Below are 17,841 nucleotides of genomic sequence, written 5' to 3'. Positions count from 1 at the left end.
GGCGGGTGGGGCGAGCCCTCCCCCGGGGGCCCGGGAGGGGTCCTGGGCCTTGATTTACTCAGCGTACTGAGTAAAAATGCTCAGCGTGCTGAGCAGAACCTCCTTCACCCGTCCCCAGGCCCAGGAGCTTCTAAGGCGGCTCAGGGCGCCCCGCCACCTCCTGCAGGTGGTGCTGGGCCCCAGGCAGGTGGGCAAGACCACCCTTGCCCTGCAGGTGGCCCAGACCTCCGGCCTCCCCTACCACTACGCCTCCGCCGACGAACCCACCCTCAAGGAAGCCCCTTGGCTGGAGACCCAGTGGACCTTGGCCCGCCGCCTGGCCCAGGGAGGGGAGGCCCTCTTGGTCCTGGACGAAGCCCAGAAGGTGCTGGGCTGGTCGGAGACCCTAAAGCGCCTCTGGGACGAGGACACCCTAAAGGGCCTTCCCCTCAAGGTGGTCCTCCTGGGTTCCTCACCCCTGCTCCTGCAAAAGGGCCTTTCCGAAAGCCTCGCCGGCCGTTTTGAGGTCCTTCACCTACCTCACTGGAGCTTTTACGAGATGGAGCTGGCCTTCGGGTACACCCTCCCCGAGTACCTCTACTTCGGGGGTTATCCGGGCGCGGCCCCCCTGCGGGAAGAGCCCGGGAGGTTTGTCCGCTACATCAAAGACGCCCTTCTAGAAACCACCCTGGGACGCGACATCCTGCTCCACACCCGGGTGGAGAAACCCGCCCTCCTCCGCAGGGTCTTGGAGCTCGGCCTCCTCTACAGCGGCCAGGTGCTCTCCTACACAAAGATGTTGGGGCAACTCCAGGACGCTGGGAACACGGTGACCCTGGCCCATTACCTGGAGCTTTTAGAAGGGGCGGGCCTTCTCGGCGCCCTGCAGAAGTACGCCGCCGAGCCCTTCCGGCGCCGGGCCTCGAGCCCCAAGCTCCTGGCCCTTAACACGGGGCTCATCACGGCCGTCCTAGGGCTCTCTCCGGAGGAGGTGTGGGAGGACGCCGCCCTCATGGGGCGGCTTGTGGAAACCGCTGTGGGCGCCCACCTTTTGGCCCACGCCCCCCACGGGGGCTTTGAGGTGTACTACTGGCGGGAGAGGGACCAGGAGGTGGACTTCGTCCTGAAAAAGGGGAAGCGCCTTCTGGCCTTGGAGGTCAAGAGCGCTCCCTCAAAGAGGACCAAGGGGCTGGAAGCCTTCACCCAGGCCTTTGGAGGAAAAGGCCTTCTCCTGGGCCCAGGAGGCATCCCCCTGGAAGCGTTCCTTCGGGAAAACCCCCTGGCCTTTCTTTAGCCTCCCCGTTCCGGCGACGAACACCCTTATACCCTTTCTCCCCGTTTCCTTCGCCTTACCGGCTCGGGGAAGCCTGCCTAGGGACCCCCCATGCTGGCCCAAGCCAGCATGGGGTGGTATCACCCCTTGGCCGAGAGCCAGTCCTCCCCCATCCCCACCTCCACCTCTAGGGGCACGGCGAGGGGGTAGACCCCCTCCATGACCTCCTTGGCCAGGGCGGCCACCTCTTGGACCCTTTCCTTGGGGGCCTCCAGGAGGAGCTCGTCGTGGACCTGGAGGAGCATCCTCCCCCCCGTTCCCTGGAGCCTAGGGAAGAGCTTCACCATGGCGAGCTTCATGAGGTCGGCGGCGGTGCCCTGGACGGGCATGTTGAAGGCCATGCGCTCAGCGGCCTCCCGCACGCTCTTCACCCGGGCGTGGAGGTCGGGCACGTAGCGCCTCCTTCCGAAGAGGGTTTCCACGTAGCCCCGCTTCCTGCCCTCCTCCAGGGTGTTTTCTATCCAGGCCCGCACCTTGGGGAAGCTCTGGAAGTAGCGCTCAATGAAGGCCAGGGCCTCCTCGTAGGGGATGGAGAGCTCCTGGGAGAGCCGGTGGGCCGACATGCCGTAGAGGACGCCGAAGTTCACCGTCTTGGCGGCCCGGCGCATGAGGGGGTCCACGGCCTCCTTGGGCACGCCGAACATCCAGCTCGCCGTCTCGGTGTGGATGTCCTGGCCCTCCTTAAAGACCCTTATCAGGTTCTCGTCCCCCGAGAGGTGGGCGAGGACCCGGAGTTCTATCTGGCTGTAGTCCAAGGCCACCAGGAGCCACCCCTCCTCGGCCACGAAGGCCCGGCGGATCCGCTGCCCGAGGGGGGTGCGGATGGGGATGTTCTGCAGGTTGGGGTCGGAGCTAGAAAGCCTCCCCGTGGCCGTGGCCGTCTGGTTGAATCGGGTGTGAAGGCGGCCCGTCCTGGGGTGGACGAGGCCCGGGAGGGGGTCTATGTAGGTGCTCTTGAGCTTGGTGAGCTCCCGGTACTCCAGGATCCTCCCCACGATGGGGTGGGCCTCTCGGAGGGCCTCCAGCACCGCGGCGCTGGTGGAGCGCTTGCCCGTCTTCTCCGTCTTGCCGATGGGGGGAAGCCCAAGCTCGTCAAAGAGGACCCTTTCCAGCTGGTCCCGGGAGTTCAGGTTGAAAGGGTGGCCCGCCAGGCGGAAGACCTCCTCCTCGAGGCGCCTTATCTCCTGGTCAAGCTCCAGGGAGAGGGCCTTCAGGTAGGCCACGTCCAGCCGGACCCCCGTGGCCTCCATGTGGGCCAGGACCCGGGAGAGGGGCCTTTCCACCTCCTGGTAGAGCCAAAGGAGCCTCTCCTCCCCCCGAAGGCGCTCCAGGAGGTTTTGCTGAAGCCTCTCGGCGAGAAGGGCCCGTAGGGCGGCGTCTTCCGTCCACTCCCCCCCGTAGCGCCGCGCCACCCCCTCGGGGGAGGTGTTGGAGGGGTCCAGGAGGTAGGCGAGGAGCATGGGGTCGTCCGAGGGAGGGAGGTCCAGCCCCTCCCGGAGGGCCAAGACGGCGAGGTCCTTGGCGAGGAGGCCCCGGACCTCCCGGAGGTCCCCTAGCCCCGCCAAGGGGTCCTCTGCCCGGTGCACCCGGCCCTCCTTGCAGGCGGCGAGGGCCACAAGCTCCGCCCACATGGGCTCGGGCCGGGAGAGGACGAAGCCCACGAAGGCCCCCTCCGGCGGGGGCCAGGGGGCTTCGTGGGCGGGGGCGGGAGCCTCCAGGAGGCCGAACTCGTGGAGGAGGCTCCCGAACTCAAGCCGTTCCAGGAAGGCCCGAAGCCTCTCCCGGTCGGGCTCCTTGCGCCTTTGGAGGTCCGCCTCCAGGGGGAGGTCGGCGCGCACCCGGGAAAGCTCCAGGGAAAGCCTGAGGTCCTCCAGGTGGGCCCGGATCTTCTCCCGGGCGCTCTCCGGCTTCACCTTGTCCAGGTTCTGGAGAAGGTTCTCCAGGCTTCCCCACTCCCTGAGGAGCTTGAGGGCGGTCTTCTCCCCGATCCCCTTCACCCCGGGAAGGTTGTCGGAAGGGTCCCCCACCAAAGCCCGGTAATCCACCCACTGCTCCGGCCTCAGGCCGTACTTTTCCCAGAGCCATTCCGGGGTGATGAGGTGGCCCTCGGGGTGGAGGACGGAGATCCTTTCGGAAAGGAGCTGGTAGAGGTCGCGGTCGGCGGTGAGGATGCGGACCTCGTAGCCCTCCCGCTCCGCCTTCTTGGCCAGGCTCGCCAGGACGTCGTCCGCCTCGTAGCCGGGGACCTCGAGGCGGGTAAGCCCCAGGAGGTCCACCAGCTCCTTGATGAGGGCAAGCTGCCGGGGAAAGTCCTCCGGGGTGGGAACCCTTCCCGCCTTATAGCCCTCGTAGGCCTCGTGGCGGAAGGAGGGGGCCTTGGCGTCAAAAACCACCGCCACCACGTCCCCGTCCTCTTTGAGGGCCTTGAGGAGGCTCTTGGCGAAGCCGTAGACCGCCTGCACGGGCTCGCCCCGGCTCGTGGTGAGGCCCTTCAGGGCGAAGAAGGTGCGGTAGGCCAGGTGGTGGCCGTCCACCAGGAGGACCCGGCCCTTGGGCTCAAAGAGGGGAAGCATCGCCTCCATGCTACTCCAGGACCGCCTGCCCCCGGGTGGCGTCCAGGAGGGCCCTCAGGAAGCCTTCCCGTTCGGGCTCAGGGAGGAGGAGGGCGAAGCGCACGCCCTCCGGAGTGTAGGCCTCCTCGGCCCTTAAGGCGCGGGCCTGCAGGAGGCCGTGGACCCGGCCCACCTCGGCGAAGGGGACCAGGAAGGCCACCTCCACCCGCTCCACCAAGGGGGCTTTAGGCACCCGGCGCAGGGCCTCCGCCGCCACCCCTCCGTAGGCCCGCACCAGCCCCCCGGCCCCGAGCTTGACCCCGCCGAAGTAGCGCGCCACCAGCACCGCCACCCGGTCCAGACCCTGGGCCTCTATGGCGTGCAGGATGGGCCTTCCCGCGGTGCCCGAAGGCTCCCCATCGTCCGAAAAGCGGTAGAGAGGGCCGATCTTGTAAGCGTAGCAGTTGTGGGTGGCCTCGGGCTCCCGGTGGGCCTCCAGGAAGGCCAGGGCCTCCTCCTCCGAGGCCACGGGGGCCACCTTGGCGATAAAGCGGCTTTTCTGGACCGTCTCCTCGTGGACCAGGAAAGCGGTCAGGGTGAGGCGCACGCTACCTCCAACGCCTTGGCCCTGGGGAGGCCTTACCCGCCCAAGGCCCTGAGGGCCGCCCGCTCCATGCCCAGAGGGTCCGGGAGAAGGCCCGTCCAGATGCGGAAGGCCAAAGCCCCCTGCCAGGCCAGCATGGGAAGCCCGGTCTGGACCCTAAGGCCCTTCTCCTTGGCCTCCCGCAGGAACCGGGTCCACAGGGGGCGGTAGACCAGGTCCACCGCCGCCCCCTCCTCGGGAAAGAGCTCCGCGGGGAGGGGGGTGGCCATAGTGTCCTCGAGGCCCACCCGGGTGGCGTTCACCAGGAGTCTGGCCGCCCTTGCCCGCTCCAAGGGAACCGCCTCCAGGCCCAACTCCCGCGCCAGGGCCAGGGCCCTTTCCGGGGTGCGGTTCCAGACCCAGACCTCAAGCCCCGCCCCCTTCAGGGCGAAGGCCACCGCCCGCCCCGCCCCCCCGGCCCCGAGGACCAGGGCGGGGCCCTCCAGGGGGATGCCCCCCGCCTTCAGGGCCTCGAGGAAGCCCGGGGCATCGGTATTAAAGCCAAAAAGCCTTCCCTCCACCTGGAGCACCGTGTTCACCGCCCCCATGGCCCTGGCCTCGGGAGAGACCCAGTCCAGAAGCCCCAGGGCCGCCTCCTTCAAGGGGAGGGTGAGGTTCACCCCCCGGAAGCCCCGCCGCACCGCCTCTAGACGGGCGGAAAGCTCAGAAAGGGGGGTCTCCAAGGCCTCGTAGCTTCCCCTAAGCCCGAGGCTTTCCAGGGCGAAGGCGTGCATGGCCGGGGAGAGGGAGTGGGCCACGGGCTGGCCCAGGAGGGCGAAGCGCAACATCCCCCTAAGGATAGCCTGGCCCGGGGGAAACCGATAGAATGAGGGCGGTGAAAAGGCTCTTGGCCCTCGCCTTCCTCCTCCCCCTGGCCCTGGGGAAGACCTTTCTCATCCCCATCCAGGGGGAGATAGACCCCGCCTTGGCGGTCTTCGTGGAGCAGGCCCTGGCCCGGGCCGAGCGGGAAGGGGCCAGCGGCGTGGCCTTCCTCATAGACACCCCGGGGGGGCGGGTGGACGCCGCCATCCGCATCTCCGACCGCATCCTCCAGACCCCCCTCCCCACCCTGGCCGTGGTGCAAAACGCCTTCTCCGCCGGGGCCCTTATCGCCCTCTCCTGCCGCCAGGTGGCCATGCTCCCAGGGTCAGAGATCGGGGCCGCCCTCCCCGTGGTGGCCCTCCCCCTCCAGGAGCCCACGGCCGCCGACCAGAAGGTGATCTCCGCCCTCAGGGGCAAGTTCCGGGCCGTGGCCGAGGCCCGGGGCAGGCCCGTGGAGCTGGCCGAGGCCATGGTGGACCCGAACATAGAGGTCCCGGGGTTGTCCGCCAAGGGGGAACCCTTAACCCTTTCCGCCGACAAGGCGGTGGAGCTCAAGGTGGCGGACTTCAAGGCAGGAAGCCTCCCCGAGGCCTTGGCTCAGGCAGGCCTGAGCGCCGAGGTGGAGCGCCTGGAACTGGGACCCAGGGTGCGGCTCGCCCGCTTCCTCACCAACTCCAGCGTAGCCGGGGTGCTCCTCGCCCTGGGCCTCCTGCTCCTTCTCCTGGAGTTCTTCACCCCGGGAACCTTTCTACCCGCTACCCTGGGCCTCATCGCCCTGGGGCTCTACTTCTTCGGAGGGTACCTGGCTGGGCTGTCGGGGATACTGGAGATTCTCCTCTTCTTTGCGGGGATGCTCCTCCTCTTAGCCGAGGCCTTCCTTCTGCCGGGATTCGGCCTTCCCGGGGCCTTGGGGATCGGACTCGTCCTGGCCTCCGTCTACCTCACCTTTGGCGCCCAAAGCCTGGCCGTGGGGGCCTACGCGGTCCTCGTCCTCGGCGTGGGCCTTTTCCTGCTCTTTCGCTTCTTCCCCCGAAGCCGGGTGGGGCGGGCCCTGGTGTTGGAAAGCGCTATTTCCGAAACCGCCCCGCCCAAGGGAGAACTGGAAGCCCTCCTCGGAGCCATCGGCGAGGCCTTAAGCGACCTGAGGCCCGCCGGGGTAGCCCGCTTCGGAGATAGACGGGTGGACGTGGTGACGGAAGGAGAGTTCATCCCCCGGGGGACTCCGGTCCGGGTAGTCAAGGTGGAGGGCCCCCGGGTGGTAGTGCGGGCCTTCAAGGAGGAATAAGATGACCCTCGTGAGCCTTCTTTTCCTGGCCGGCGTAGTCCTGGTCCTGGTCTTTCTCTTCTTCTCCTTTATCCCCGTGGGGCTCTGGGTTACGGCCTTCTTCGCCGGGGTGAGGGTGCCCCTCACCAGCCTGGTGGCCATGCGCCTAAGGCGCGTGCCTCCCGCCAAGATCATCTTCCCCATGATCAAGGCCACGAAGGCGGGGATCCCTGTGGAGCTTAACCGCCTCGAGGCCCAGTACCTGGCGGGAGGCAACGTGGACCGGGTGGTGGACGCCCTCATCGCCGCCGACAAGGCGGGGATCAGGCTCACCTTTGACCGGGCAGCGGCCATAGACCTGGCGGGCCGTGACGTGCTGGAGGCGGTCCGGGTGTCCGTCAACCCCAAGGTGATCACCACCCCCCAGGTAGCGGGCATGGCCAAAGACGGGATCCAGCTTTTGGTCACCGCCCGGGTGACGGTGCGGGCCAACATTGACCGCCTAGTGGGAGGGGCGGGAGAGGAAACGGTCCTGGCCCGGGTGGGGGAGGGGATCGTGGCCTCCATCGGGAGCGCGGAAAGCCACAAGGAGGTGCTGGAGCAACCCGACCGCATCAGCAAGACCGTGTTGGCCAAGGGGCTGGATGCGGGCACGGCCTTTGAGATCCTCTCGGTGGACATCGCTGAGGTGGACGTGGGACGGAACATCGGCGCCCAGCTTCGCACCGACCAGGCCGAGGCGGACAAGAAGGTGGCCCAGGCCAAGGCCGAGGAGCGGAGGGCCATGGCGGTGGCCGCCGAGCAGGAGAACCGGGCCCTGGTGGAGGCCATGCGGGCCAAGCTGGTGGAGGCCCAGGCCCAGGTACCCCTGGCCCTGGCCGAGGCCCTGAGGAAGGGGAACCTGGGGGTCATGGACTACTACCGCCTCAAGAACATCGAGGCCGACACCGACATGCGGGAGTCCATCAGCCGGGCGGCCAAGCCCGAGGGTGAGGAATGAGCCTAGACGACCTTTTGGGCCTCCTTTTCCTCCTCTTCTTCGTGGTTCTCCCCGCCCTCCAGGGCCTCTCCCGCCGGAGGGGAGGCTTCCCCGAGGACCTGCCCGCCCCCGAACCCCTTCCCAGACCTCAACCCCGGCCCAAGGCCCGGCCCAAGCCTCCACCTGAGCCCCGGCGGGAGGAGGGGCAAAGCCTAGAACGCCCCCACCCTCCCGAGCGCACCCCCTTGGAGGTGCGCTTCCGGGAGGAGGCCCCCCAGGAAACCCCTGAGGTCCGGAAGGGCAAGAGGCTCCTGGCCACGGACCCCCACAGCCTGCTCAAAGGGGTGGTATGGCACGAGATCCTGAAGAAGCCCAAAGGGTGGTGATCCCCCTGCGGTCCGAGGAAGCCCTGGCCTTTCTGGGCCAGGCCGACCGGAACCTGAGGAAGCTCCGGTCCCTTTTCAAGGAGGCCTTCGGCGACCGCCTGAGGCTCGTGGCCCGGGGGGAAGCGGTGGAGCTCCTTGGGGACCAGGAGGCAGTGGAGACGGCGGAAAGGGCCGTCCGGGACCTCCTGGCCCTGCTGCGCCAGGGGGCTGAGCTGGACGAGCCCACCCTGGAGCAGGCGGTGGCCCTGGCCCTGGAGGGGGAGGGGCTCTACCAGGCCACCACCCCCCAGGCCGAGCTTTCCCTCCCCGGCCGCCTCCGCCCCAAGACCCCGGGGCAGAAGCGCTACGTGGAGGCCATCGCCCAGCACGACATCACCTTCGGCATCGGCCCCGCCGGGACCGGCAAGACCTACCTGGCCGTGGCCATGGCGGTGAGCCACCTAAGGGCCCGCAAGGTGAAGCGCATCGTCCTCACCCGGCCCGCCGTGGAGGCCGGGGAAAAGCTGGGCTTCCTCCCCGGGGACATCCAGGCCAAGGTGGACCCCTACCTCAGGCCCCTCTACGACGCCCTCTTTGACATGATCGACGCCGAGCGTTTTGAGCAATATCTCCAATCTGGAATCATTGAAGTGGCGCCTTTGGCGTTCATGAGGGGAAGAACTTTGAACGACGCCTTCATCATCCTGGATGAGGCCCAGAACACCACCCCGGAGCAGATGAAGATGTTCCTCACCCGCATGGGCTTCTCCTCCAAGATGGTCATCACCGGGGACGTGACCCAGATTGACCTGCCCAAGCAGCAAAAGTCGGGCCTCGTGGAGGCCACCCGCATCCTCAAGGGCATTGAGGGCATCGCCTTCGTCTACTTCAAGGAGTCCGACGTGGTGCGCCACCCCCTGGTGGCCCGCATCATCAAGGCCTACGAGGAGGCCGAGCGTGGTGGGGATCGTGGCCAACAAAAGGCCCCCGAGGGGGCTTAGGCCGAGGCTCCGCCGGGCCCTCCAGGGGCTCATGGCGGAGCTCGGCGTGGGGGACAAGGCGGTCACGGTGATCCTCACCGGGGACCGCCGCCTCCGGGCCCTCAAGCGGGAGTGGTGGGGGGAGGATGCGGCCACCGACGTCCTCTCCTTTCCCCACTACGAACCCGGGGACCCCTTCATGCCCCCGCACCTGGGGGACATTTGGATCAGCCTGGACACCGCCAGGAGGCAGGCCGAGGCCCGGGGGGCCCCCCTGGAGGAAGAGGTGCTGGTCCTAGCCGCCCACGGCCTCTGGCACCTCCTTGGGCACGATCACCAGAAGGAGGAGGAGTGGGAGGGGTTCCGCCGCGTCCAAGAGAGGATCCTCGCCCTCTAAAGGGGGTCTTGCGCTCCTTCGCCTTCGCCTGGGAGGGGCTCCTCTACGCCTGGCGGGTCCAGCGGAACTTCCGCATAGAGGTCCTCCTGGGGGTTTTGGCGGTGGGACTCGCCCTGTGGCTCGGGGTGGACCTGGCCCCCATCCTGCTCCTCGCCGCCTTGGTCCTCTCCCTGGAGCTTATGAACACCGCCCTCGAGGCCCTCACCGACCTGGCAAGCCCCGTCTACCACCCCCTGGCCAAACGGGCCAAGGACACCGCCGCCGCCGCGGTTCTGCTGGCAAGCCTCCTCGCCCTCCTCCTGGGCCTCTACCTTTTCCTGCCCCCCCTTCTCGCCCGGTTTGGACTAAGCTAGGGGCATGGACTACGAAGAGCGGGAGATGATCCTGGAGCTCTTTCCAGGCACCTCCCCCGACCTCCTTCCCTTAGGGGAGATCCTCTACTACCGGGACGAGGAGGGCCGGGTGGTGATCGTGGAGAAGGGCCCCCCCGAGCTCCGCCTGGCCCTCGAGCCCCTCCCCGGGCAGGTAGGGGGCCCCCAGGTGTGCGAGGCCTGCCGCCGCCACCTTTCCGGAAGCGCCCTGGGCTTTTTCCGCCACCCCGTGGGGGGCAGGGAGACCCACCTGCGCTACCTGGTCCTCTGCCAGGACACCGAGGCCTGCGCCAGCCGGGCGGAGCCCGAGCGTTTGAGGGAAATCCTCCTTCGGGGTATACTCACCTGAGAAAGGGGCCCTTGGGCCAAGGAGGTCGGCAGGAGGCCGGCCTCCATGACTTACGAGGTGAGCTATGGCGCGCGAGGTAAAGCTGACCAAGGCCGGCTACGAGCGGCTCATGCAACAGCTGGAGCTGGAAAGGAAGCGGCTCCAGGAGGCCACCCAGATCCTGCAGGAGCTCATGGAGTCCTCCGACGACTACGACGACTCGGGGCTGGAGGCGGCCAAGCAGGAGAAGGCCCGCATTGAGGCCCGCATTGACTCCCTGGAGGACGTCCTCTCCCGGGCGGTGATCCTGGAGGAGACCGCAGGCGAGGTCATCGGCCTGGGCTCGGTGGTGGAGCTGGAGGACCCCGCCACCGGGGAGCGCCTGGAGGTGCAGGTGGTCTCCCCCGCCGAGGCCAGCGTCCTGGAGACCCCCATGAAGATCTCCGACGCCTCTCCCATGGGCCGGGCCCTCCTGGGCCACCGGGTGGGGGACGTGCTCTCCCTGGAAACGCCCAAGGGCAAGAAGGAGTTCCGCGTGGTGGCGGTCCACGGCTGACTACCCCAGATGAACGAGCAGACGCGCCAACGCCTACTGAACCTGGAAGCCCTGGTGGAGGCGGGCTTCTCCCCTTACCCTTACCGCTTCCCCAAGACCCATAGCGCCCACCAGGTCCTAAAGGCCAAGGAGGGGGCCCCCCCGGAACAGGAGTGGCCCGAAAGGGTGGCCCTGGCGGGTCGCCTCCTGGCCCTGAGGCGCATGGGCAAGGTCACCTTCGCCCACCTCCTGGACGAGACGAGCAGGATCCAGCTCTACTTCCAGAAGGACCTCACCCCCCACTACGAGCTCCTGAAGAAGCTGGACGTGGGGGACATCCTGGGGGTGGAGGGGACGGTCTTCACCACCAAGACCGGGGAGGTCACGGTGAAGGTTCTCTCCTGGACCCCCCTGGTCAAGGCCCTCCACCCCCTCCCGGACAAGTGGCACGGCCTCAGGGACAAGGAGGTGCGCTACCGCCAGCGCTATCTGGACCTCATCGTCAACCCTGAGGTGCGGGAGGTCTTCCGCCGCCGCTCGGCCATCCTCCGCTACATCCGCCGCTTCTTTGAGGAGAAGGGCTTCTTGGAGGTGGAGACCCCCGTCCTCCAGGCCACCACCGGGGGGGCGGAGGCCAGGCCCTTCAAGACCTACCACCACGCCCTGGACGACGAGTTCTTCCTCCGCATCTCCTTGGAGCTTTACCTCAAGCGCCTTCTGGTGGGAGGGTACGAGAAGGTTTACGAGATGGGCCGGGTCTTCCGCAACGAGGGCATCGACCACAACCACAATCCCGAGTTCACCATGCTGGAGGCCTACTGGGCCTACGCCGACTACCAGGACATGGCCCTTCTGGTGGAGGAACTCCTCTCCGGCCTGGTCCACCACCTCTTCGGGGGCTACGAGGTCCCCTACCAGGGCCGCCTCCTCAACTTCCGCCCTCCCTTCAAGCGCCTCTCCTTCGTGGAGGCCCTAAAGGAGAAGGCCGGCCTCCCCTTTGACCCCCTGGACCTGGAGCGCCTCAGGCTTTGGGCCGACGCCCACCACCCCGAGCTGGCCCAGGTCCCAAGCTACAAGCTCCTGGACAAGCTCTTCGGAATCTACGTGGAGCCCACCCTCCAGGACCCCACCTTCGTCTTTGACTTCCCCCTGGCCATCAGCCCCCTGGCCAAAAGGCACCGGGAAAAGCCCGGCCTCACGGAGCGCTGGGACCTCTTCGCCGGGGGGATGGAGCTCGCCCCCGCCTACTCCGAGCTCAACGACCCCCTAGACCAAAGGGAGCGCTTCCTGGAGCAGGCGAGGCGCCGCAAGGAGGGGGACGAGGAAGCCCCCGAGCCGGACGAGGACTTCTTGTTGGCCCTGGAGCACGGCATGCCCCCGGCGGCGGGCCTGGGGCTTGGGATAGACCGCCTCACCATGCTCCTCACCGACCAGCCCTCTCTAAGGGACGTCCTCCTCTTCCCCCTGATGAAGCCCAGGAAGGAAGGACAGGGGCTCGAGGAGGCCGGGAAGGAAGGTTAGTGGCTGAGCGCGCCGCCCGCCTCAGCCTCCTCGTGGCCCTCCTGGTCCTGGGCCTGAAGGCCCTGGCCTACCTCCTCACCGGGTCGGTGGCCCTCCTCTCCGACGCCTTGGAGTCCATCGTCAACGTGGCCGCCGCCCTTTTGGCCCTCTTCGCCATCCGCCTGGCCCACAAGCCCCCAGACGCCACCCACCCCTTCGGCCACACCAAGGCGGAGTACTTCTCGGCGGTTTTGGAAGGGGTGCTGGTGGTCCTGGCCGCCCTCCTCATCGCCCGGGAGGCCCTGCCCCGCCTCCTCCGCCCGGTGCCCCTGGAGGGCCTGGGCCCGGGGCTTTTGGTGAGCCTCCTGGCCTCCGGGACCAACGGCCTTCTGGCCTACCACCTCATCCGCCAGGGGCGGCTCCACCGCTCCCCGGCCCTGGTGGCCGACGGCTACCACGTCCTCTCCGACGTCCTCACCTCGGTGGGGGTCCTCCTGGGGGTGGGCCTGGCCGGGCTCACGGGGCTCTGGGTTCTGGACCCCCTCCTGGCCTTGCTGGTGGCGGGCAACATCCTCCTCATGGGCTTCCGCCTGGTCCGGGACTCGGTGGGGGGGCTGATGGACGCCGGGCTTTCCCCGGAGGAGGTGGCCCGCATCCAGGGGGTGATTGCCCGGGAGCTTGGGGGAAAGGCCCTGGAGGTCCACGACCTCAGGACCCGCAAAGCCGGGCACCGGGCCTTCCTGGAGTTCCACCTGGTGGTGCCCGGGGAAACCCCCGTGGCCGAGGCCCACCGGCTCTGCGACCGGCTGGAAAAGGCCCTGGAAGAGGAGATCCCCGGGCTCAGCGTCACCATCCACGTGGAGCCGGAAAGCGAGCGCCGGGCGTAAACCGGGCTTGCGCCGGGAGGGGGTGGCATAACGCTCTTTTCCCTATCGGCGAAAAAGCGTACACTTAAGGGCAAAGGAGGGCCCATGCGCAGGAAGCACGACTGGCTCAGGGAAACCTACCAAAAGAGCCTGGAGAAGATGCCGGAGAGGCCCGTGGCCCACCGCACCCTCTCCAACATCGCCCCCGAACCCCTCTACACCCCGGAGGACATCGGCGTCCTGGACCCGGAGTACGAGGAGAAGCGGGGTTTTCCCGGGGAGTACCCCTACACCCGGGGGGTCTACGGCTCCATGTACCGGTCCAAGCTCTGGACCATGCGCATGTTCGCCGGCTTCGGCACCGCCGAGCAGACCAACGAGCGCTTCAAGAAGCTCCTGAAGGCGGGCCAGACCGGCCTCAGCGTGGCCTTTGACCTTCCCACCCTCATGGGCTACGACTCCGACCATCCCCTCTCCAAGGGGGAGGTGGGAAAGTGCGGGGTGGCGGTCTCTAGCCTCGCCGACATGGAGATCCTCTTTGAAGGGATCGACCTCGAGGAGGTCACCACCTCCATGACCATCAACTCCCCCGCCAACGCCATCTGGGCCATGTACCTGGCGGTGGCCAAGAAACGGGGCTACGACTGGAAAAAGCTCGGGGGGACCATCCAGAACGACATCCTCAAGGAGTTCATCGCCCAGAAGGAGTTCATCTTCCCCCCGGAGCCCAGCGTGAAGCTGGTGATAGACACCTTTGAGTGGGGGCCCAAGAACGTCCCCAAGTGGAACTTCATCTCCGTCTCGGGCTACCACATCCGGGAGGCGGGCTCCACGGCGGTGCAGGAGCTGGCCTGGACCCTGGCCGACGGCTTTGAGTACGTGGAGGCCGCCCTCAGGCGGGGCCTGGACGTGGACGAGTTCGCCCCCCGCATCAGCTTCTTCTTTGACGTCCACAACGATTTCTTTGAGGAGATCGCCAAGTTCCGGGCGGCGCGGCGCATCTGGGCCAAGGAGATGCGAAACCGCTACGGGGCCAAGAACCCCCAGAGCTGGATGCTCCGCACCCACGCCCAGACCGCCGGGGTCTCCCTCACCGCCCAGCAGCCCCTCAACAACATCGCCCGGGTGGCCATTCAGGCCCTGGCGGCGGTCCTCGGGGGCACGCAGAGCCTCCACACCGACGCCTACGACGAGGCCCTGGCCCTGCCCACGGAGGAGAGCGCCACCATCGCCCTCAGGACCCAGCAGATCATCGCCTACGAGACCGGGGTCACCCACACCATAGACCCCCTGGCGGGGAGCTACTACGTGGAGTGGCTCACCGACGAGATGGAGCGGCAGGCCATGGCCATCATTGAGGAGATCCGCCGCATGGGGGGCGTGGTGCGGGCCATAGAGGAGGGGTACTTCCTCCGGGAGCTCGCCGAGGCCAGCTACCGCTACCAGCAGGAGGTGGAGCGCAAGGAGCGGATCATCGTGGGGGTGAACGCCTTCACCGACGAGATCCCCCTAAAGGTGCCCATCCAGCTGGTGGACCCCGAGGTGGAAAGGGTGCAGGCGGAGCGCCTCGCCCGGGTGCGGCGGGAGAGGGACCCCAGGCGGGTGGAGGAGGCCCTAGAGGGCCTCAGGCGGGCCGCGGTGGAGGGGCAGAACACCATGCCCCACTTCGTGGAGTGCGCCCTGGCCTACTGCACCCTGGGGGAGATGATGGACGTGCTGCGGGAGGTCTACGGCACCTACCAGGAGCCGGCCTACGTGTAGGGAGGGTAAGATGGCAGGCGTGGACAGGCGCATACGGGTCCTCATCGCCAAGCCGGGCCTGGACGGGCACGACCGCGGGGCCAAGGTGGTGGCCCGGGCCCTGAGGGACGCGGGGATGGAGGTGATCTACACGGGGCTCCGCCAGACCCCGGAGATGATCGTCTCCGCCGCCATCCAGGAGGACGTGGACGCCATCGGCCTTTCCATCCTCTCTGGGGCCCACATGCACTACTTCCGGGAGGTGAAGCGCCTCCTGGAGGAGGAGGGGGCCTCGGACATCCTCCTCTTCGGCGGGGGAATCATCCCCGACGAGGACGTGCCCAGGCTCAAGGCCCTGGGGGTGGCCGCCGTCTTCGGTCCCGGCACCAGCACCCAGGAGATCGTGGACTTCCTGAGGCAGGCGGTGCCGGAGCGCTGGAAGGCCCAGGGGCTCGCATGAAGGCCATCCAGCTCTACTACCCCCCGGAGTGGGCCCACTGCTACGGGTGCGGCTACCTGAACGCCCACGGCCTCCACATCAAGACCTACTGGAACGCCGAAAGGGGGCAGAGCGAGACCCGCTTCACCCCCTCGCCCCACCACACCGCCGTCCCCGGCTTCGTCTACGGGGGGCTTCTGGCCTCCCTGGTGGACTGCCACTCCACCGCCACGGCGGCCGCCGCCAAGGCCCAGGCCGAAGGGCTTTCCCTGGAAGCCACACCCCTTCGCTTCGTCACCGCAAGCCTCAAGGTGGACTACCTCAAGCCCACGCCCCTGGGCCCGGAACTCCTCCTCCTGGGCAGGGCCAAGGAGGTGAAGGGCAAGAAGGTGGTGGTGGAGACCGAGGTCTACGCCGAAGGGGTCCTCACGGTGCGGGGGGAGGCGGTTTTGGTGCAGATCACCGAGGGCTTCGGTCAGAAAGAAGGCGCTCCACCGCCTGGATGAGGGCCTCGAGCCTGCTGGCCTGAGGAGAGGCGTGGAAGGTGAGCTCCAGCCACGCCTCTTCCAGGATTTTTTTCACCCCGGCAAGCCTCTCCTCACCCAAGGCCCGGCCTAGAAGGGCAGCCTTGACCTCCTCTTGCAGGCGGCGGTTTTGCTCCTCGAGCCTTTGCAGATAGTGGCGGAGGCGAAAGACCTCCCAGGAAGCTTGGTTTAGCTTCTCCTCCAGCTCGGCGATCCTGCGGTTTTCCTGCTCCCACTTGGCCCTGAGAGGGGCCATGCGGCGCTCCAACTCGTCGTCCCAGTGGAGCATGGTACCAGCTTAGGCCCTCTCCTTGGCCAGGAAAGCCAAATGCAAACATGAGAAGCCTTAGAACTCACGCCCTGCCGGCCCAGGTAAGCCCCAAAGGAACCTTGCGCCGGGGCCCCATCCTGGCCCAAGCCAGCAGGGGGTGGTTATACGAGAACAGGGTTGGAGTCGTTGCGGATAGCCTGGAGGTGCAAATAGTTGGGACGTAGCGCACACCTCTTCACCCAAGCGCTCGCGCGCCTTCGCATCCTTCCACCTCACCCGAGCGAGTCCCGTACGATGAAAAGCCCTGGAAGGGCTATACTCCCTCACAGGAGGCCGTCGGTGGTCAGCGGAGCTACCTCGCGGGGAAGGTCCAGGAAAAGGAAAAAGGAGAAGGCCTTCACCGGGGCCCAGGCCCTTCTCGCCTTCCCTTCTGAAGAAGGCCGGAAAGCCACCCTGGACCTCATGCGCAGGTTTTCCGCCGCCGTGCGCTACGCCTACAACCGCCTTCTGGAAGGAAAGGACCGGGAGGAGCTCAAACGACAGGACGGCCCCCTCTGTACCCTCTTCCGCCTCAACACCCGCCACGCGGACGACGCCATCGTGAAGGCCGGGGCCATCCTGGACTCCACCAGGGAGAGAGGAGAAGACCCCCGCAAAGTCGTCTTCGGGGGAAGGAAGCTCTTTGAGCAACTGAAGCGGAAGCACCTCTCCGGCGAAGCCCTCAAGAAACTCAAACGGGAGTGGCGGGAAAGGCGTCAGGGCCTTCTCTACTCCCGCGGGGACAGGACCAAGGGGGGCAACCTGAACCTGAGGCTCCTCGTCAAGGACGGGAGCTTGTGGCTCCGGATCAACCTGGGGGACGGGAGCTACGCCCACGCCCTGGTGAAGACGGGCCACCCGAACCTTAACGCCCTCCTCCAGAGGGTGTACGCCTCGCTTCCCTACAACGTGGAGCTCACCCTCAAGGGGGGCAAGGTCTACGCCACCTTCGCCTGGGAGGAGGAGCCCGCGCCCCTCGTGGCCACGAAGGAGAACGGCGTCCTCGCCCTGGACGTGAACTCGGACCCTTACCATCTTGCCTTGGCCCTCGTCTCCCCTGACGGGAACCTGAGGCGCCACCTCACCCTCTCCCTGGAGGAGGTGGACCGGGCAGAGAACAGGGGGGCGAAGGAACTGGTCCTCTGGAAGGTGGCCCACCAGGTGGTCTCCCTGGCCGAGGAGCGCGGGGTGGCCATCGCCACGGAACGCCTCAGATACCTCCGCAAGACGATGAGGGGCGATGGCTCTGGCAGGGCCTTCCGGAGGAAAGCGCACCGCTTCGCCTACCGTTCCCTCCTGAGGAAGGTGCACGCCCTCGCCAGGAAGCGGGGCGTGGAGGTGTTGGAGGTGAACCCCCAGGACACCTCCACGATAGGGATGCTGAAGTACGCCCCGCAACTCCATCTCTCCAAGGACGTGGCCGCCGCCCTCGTCATCGGGAGAAGGGCTCTGGGATTCCGGGAGAAGTTGCCCAAGGGCTACCAAGCCCTTATCCAGGACGGAACCTTTCGGGCTCACGTTCAGGACTTCTACGCCTCCAGGGTCGGGGAACTCGGGGCCAGGCACGGGGCTGAGCGCAACCCCTACCTCAAGAGGAGGCTTGTTCGCGAGCTGAGAAAGGCCCGCGCTTCCCTGTCCTTGCTTTCAAGCCTTCAGGGTTCTCCAGGGAGCCAGAAGGGGTTGACCTATGGAAGGAACTCTTTCGGCGTTAATCCCTGGCGGGTCCTGAGGGTAGGCCTCTGCAAGATAGGCCCTACGGGCCTGACCCTTCCCCTCCTCGGGCGCGAGGTGCCGAGGGACCTCTCTCCCCTCAAGCCCGTCCTCTTCGGGGGATCGTGGGAGGGGTGGAAGGTTGGCCTAGGTCCTCCTCCTGGTGGGGGGCCGGAGTGCGCTAATGTGCGCTCTGCTTGACCA

Annotated in this window: 19 protein-coding genes; 15 read left to right on the top strand and 4 right to left on the bottom strand. The window is 67.4% G+C overall.

Translation table 11 applies throughout. From position 1 onward, the window contains the following. Positions 1-76: 76 nt before the first annotated feature. Entirely contained in the window at positions 77-1,273 is a 1,197-nt protein-coding gene (locus ACZ5RK_RS06975) for an ATP-binding protein (protein ID WP_464908573.1), read from the top strand. A gap of 119 nt (positions 1,274-1,392) precedes the next feature. Here ACZ5RK_RS06975 and polA read toward each other — a convergent pair whose 3' ends face one another. From polA to aroE, 3 genes are read right to left on the bottom strand one after another with little or no spacing between them, the layout of a single operon-like run. Beyond that, positions 1,393-3,894 carry a DNA polymerase I gene (gene polA / locus ACZ5RK_RS06970; RefSeq protein ID WP_464908572.1) on the bottom strand — a complete coding sequence of 834 codons (2,502 nt, stop codon included), beginning with the start codon at positions 3,892-3,894 and terminating at the stop codon, positions 1,393-1,395. A 1-nt stretch (position 3,895) separates the two neighbouring features. Then, positions 3,896-4,471 carry an IMPACT family protein gene (locus ACZ5RK_RS06965; protein ID WP_464908571.1) on the bottom strand — a complete coding sequence of 192 codons (576 nt, stop codon included), beginning with the start codon at positions 4,469-4,471 and terminating at the stop codon, positions 3,896-3,898. 32 nt (positions 4,472-4,503) lie between these two features. Then, entirely contained in the window at positions 4,504-5,295 is a 792-nt protein-coding gene (gene aroE / locus ACZ5RK_RS06960) for a shikimate dehydrogenase (RefSeq protein WP_464908570.1), read from the bottom strand. Positions 5,296-5,333: 38 nt separating this feature from the next. Between aroE and ACZ5RK_RS06955 the strand changes: the two genes are divergently transcribed. The 13 genes from ACZ5RK_RS06955 (at position 5,334) to ACZ5RK_RS06895 (ending at position 15,599) form a co-directional block, all read left to right on the top strand. Next, positions 5,334-6,614: an NfeD family protein gene (locus tag ACZ5RK_RS06955; RefSeq protein ID WP_464908569.1), complete on the top strand. Its 1,281-nt coding sequence runs from the start codon at positions 5,334-5,336 to the stop codon at positions 6,612-6,614. Position 6,615: 1 nt separating this feature from the next. Continuing rightward, on the top strand, positions 6,616-7,593 hold the full coding sequence (gene floA, locus ACZ5RK_RS06950) for a flotillin-like protein FloA (RefSeq protein ID WP_464908568.1): 978 nt from the start codon (positions 6,616-6,618) through the stop codon (positions 7,591-7,593). Further along, a complete protein-coding gene (locus ACZ5RK_RS06945) occupies positions 7,590-7,958 on the top strand; it encodes a hypothetical protein (protein WP_464908567.1) in 369 nt (122 codons plus the stop codon). The genes floA and ACZ5RK_RS06945 overlap by 4 nt, the downstream gene beginning before the upstream one ends. Beyond that, a complete protein-coding gene (locus ACZ5RK_RS06940) occupies positions 7,922-8,938 on the top strand; it encodes a PhoH family protein (protein WP_464908566.1) in 1,017 nt (338 codons plus the stop codon). Before ACZ5RK_RS06945 ends, ACZ5RK_RS06940 begins: the two co-directional genes overlap by 37 nt. After that, positions 8,895-9,314, top strand: a complete 420-nt coding sequence (gene ybeY, locus ACZ5RK_RS06935) for an rRNA maturation RNase YbeY (RefSeq protein WP_464908565.1) — start codon at positions 8,895-8,897, stop codon at positions 9,312-9,314. The genes ACZ5RK_RS06940 and ybeY overlap by 44 nt, the downstream gene beginning before the upstream one ends. Next, on the top strand, positions 9,269-9,667 hold the full coding sequence (locus tag ACZ5RK_RS06930) for a diacylglycerol kinase family protein (protein WP_464908564.1): 399 nt from the start codon (positions 9,269-9,271) through the stop codon (positions 9,665-9,667). Before ybeY ends, ACZ5RK_RS06930 begins: the two co-directional genes overlap by 46 nt. 4 nt (positions 9,668-9,671) lie before the next feature. Next, a complete protein-coding gene (locus ACZ5RK_RS06925) occupies positions 9,672-10,034 on the top strand; it encodes a hypothetical protein (protein ID WP_464908563.1) in 363 nt (120 codons plus the stop codon). A 64-nt stretch (positions 10,035-10,098) separates the two neighbouring features. After that, a complete protein-coding gene (locus ACZ5RK_RS06920; RefSeq protein WP_054647098.1) occupies positions 10,099-10,569 on the top strand; it encodes a GreA/GreB family elongation factor in 471 nt (156 codons plus the stop codon). Between the two features lie 9 nt (positions 10,570-10,578). Beyond that, positions 10,579-12,069: a lysine--tRNA ligase gene (lysS, locus tag ACZ5RK_RS06915; RefSeq protein WP_464908562.1), complete on the top strand. Its 1,491-nt coding sequence runs from the start codon at positions 10,579-10,581 to the stop codon at positions 12,067-12,069. Beyond that, entirely contained in the window at positions 12,069-12,935 is an 867-nt protein-coding gene (locus tag ACZ5RK_RS06910) for a cation diffusion facilitator family transporter (protein WP_464908561.1), read from the top strand. The genes lysS and ACZ5RK_RS06910 overlap by 1 nt, the downstream gene beginning before the upstream one ends. 84 nt (positions 12,936-13,019) lie before the next feature. After that, positions 13,020-14,675 (top strand): acyl-CoA mutase large subunit family protein, encoded by a 1,656-nt coding sequence (locus ACZ5RK_RS06905; RefSeq protein WP_464908560.1) that lies wholly within the window; start codon positions 13,020-13,022, stop codon positions 14,673-14,675. Positions 14,676-14,685: 10 nt separating this feature from the next. Beyond that, complete coding sequence (locus ACZ5RK_RS06900; protein ID WP_464908559.1) at positions 14,686-15,114, top strand: cobalamin B12-binding domain-containing protein; 429 nt, start codon at positions 14,686-14,688, stop codon at positions 15,112-15,114. Next, positions 15,111-15,599 carry a PaaI family thioesterase gene (locus ACZ5RK_RS06895; RefSeq protein ID WP_054647099.1) on the top strand — a complete coding sequence of 163 codons (489 nt, stop codon included), beginning with the start codon at positions 15,111-15,113 and terminating at the stop codon, positions 15,597-15,599. The genes ACZ5RK_RS06900 and ACZ5RK_RS06895 overlap by 4 nt, the downstream gene beginning before the upstream one ends. Here ACZ5RK_RS06895 and ACZ5RK_RS06890 read toward each other — a convergent pair. Then, positions 15,553-15,906, bottom strand: coding sequence for a hypothetical protein (locus ACZ5RK_RS06890; protein ID WP_464908558.1), 354 nt, complete (start codon positions 15,904-15,906; stop codon positions 15,553-15,555). The two genes, ACZ5RK_RS06895 and ACZ5RK_RS06890, sit on opposite strands and share 47 nt — an antisense overlap. Positions 15,907-16,227: 321 nt before the next feature. Between ACZ5RK_RS06890 and ACZ5RK_RS06885 the strand changes: the two genes are divergently transcribed. After that, entirely contained in the window at positions 16,228-17,838 is a 1,611-nt protein-coding gene (locus ACZ5RK_RS06885; protein ID WP_464908557.1) for an IS200/IS605 family accessory protein TnpB-related protein, read from the top strand. The last annotated feature ends 3 nt before the right edge of the window (positions 17,839-17,841 follow it).

This window comes from Thermus kawarayensis JCM 12314 (assembly GCF_055393575.1).
The sequence above is the reverse complement of the archived record's forward strand: the minus strand, read 5'-3'. Positions and strand labels throughout refer to the sequence as shown.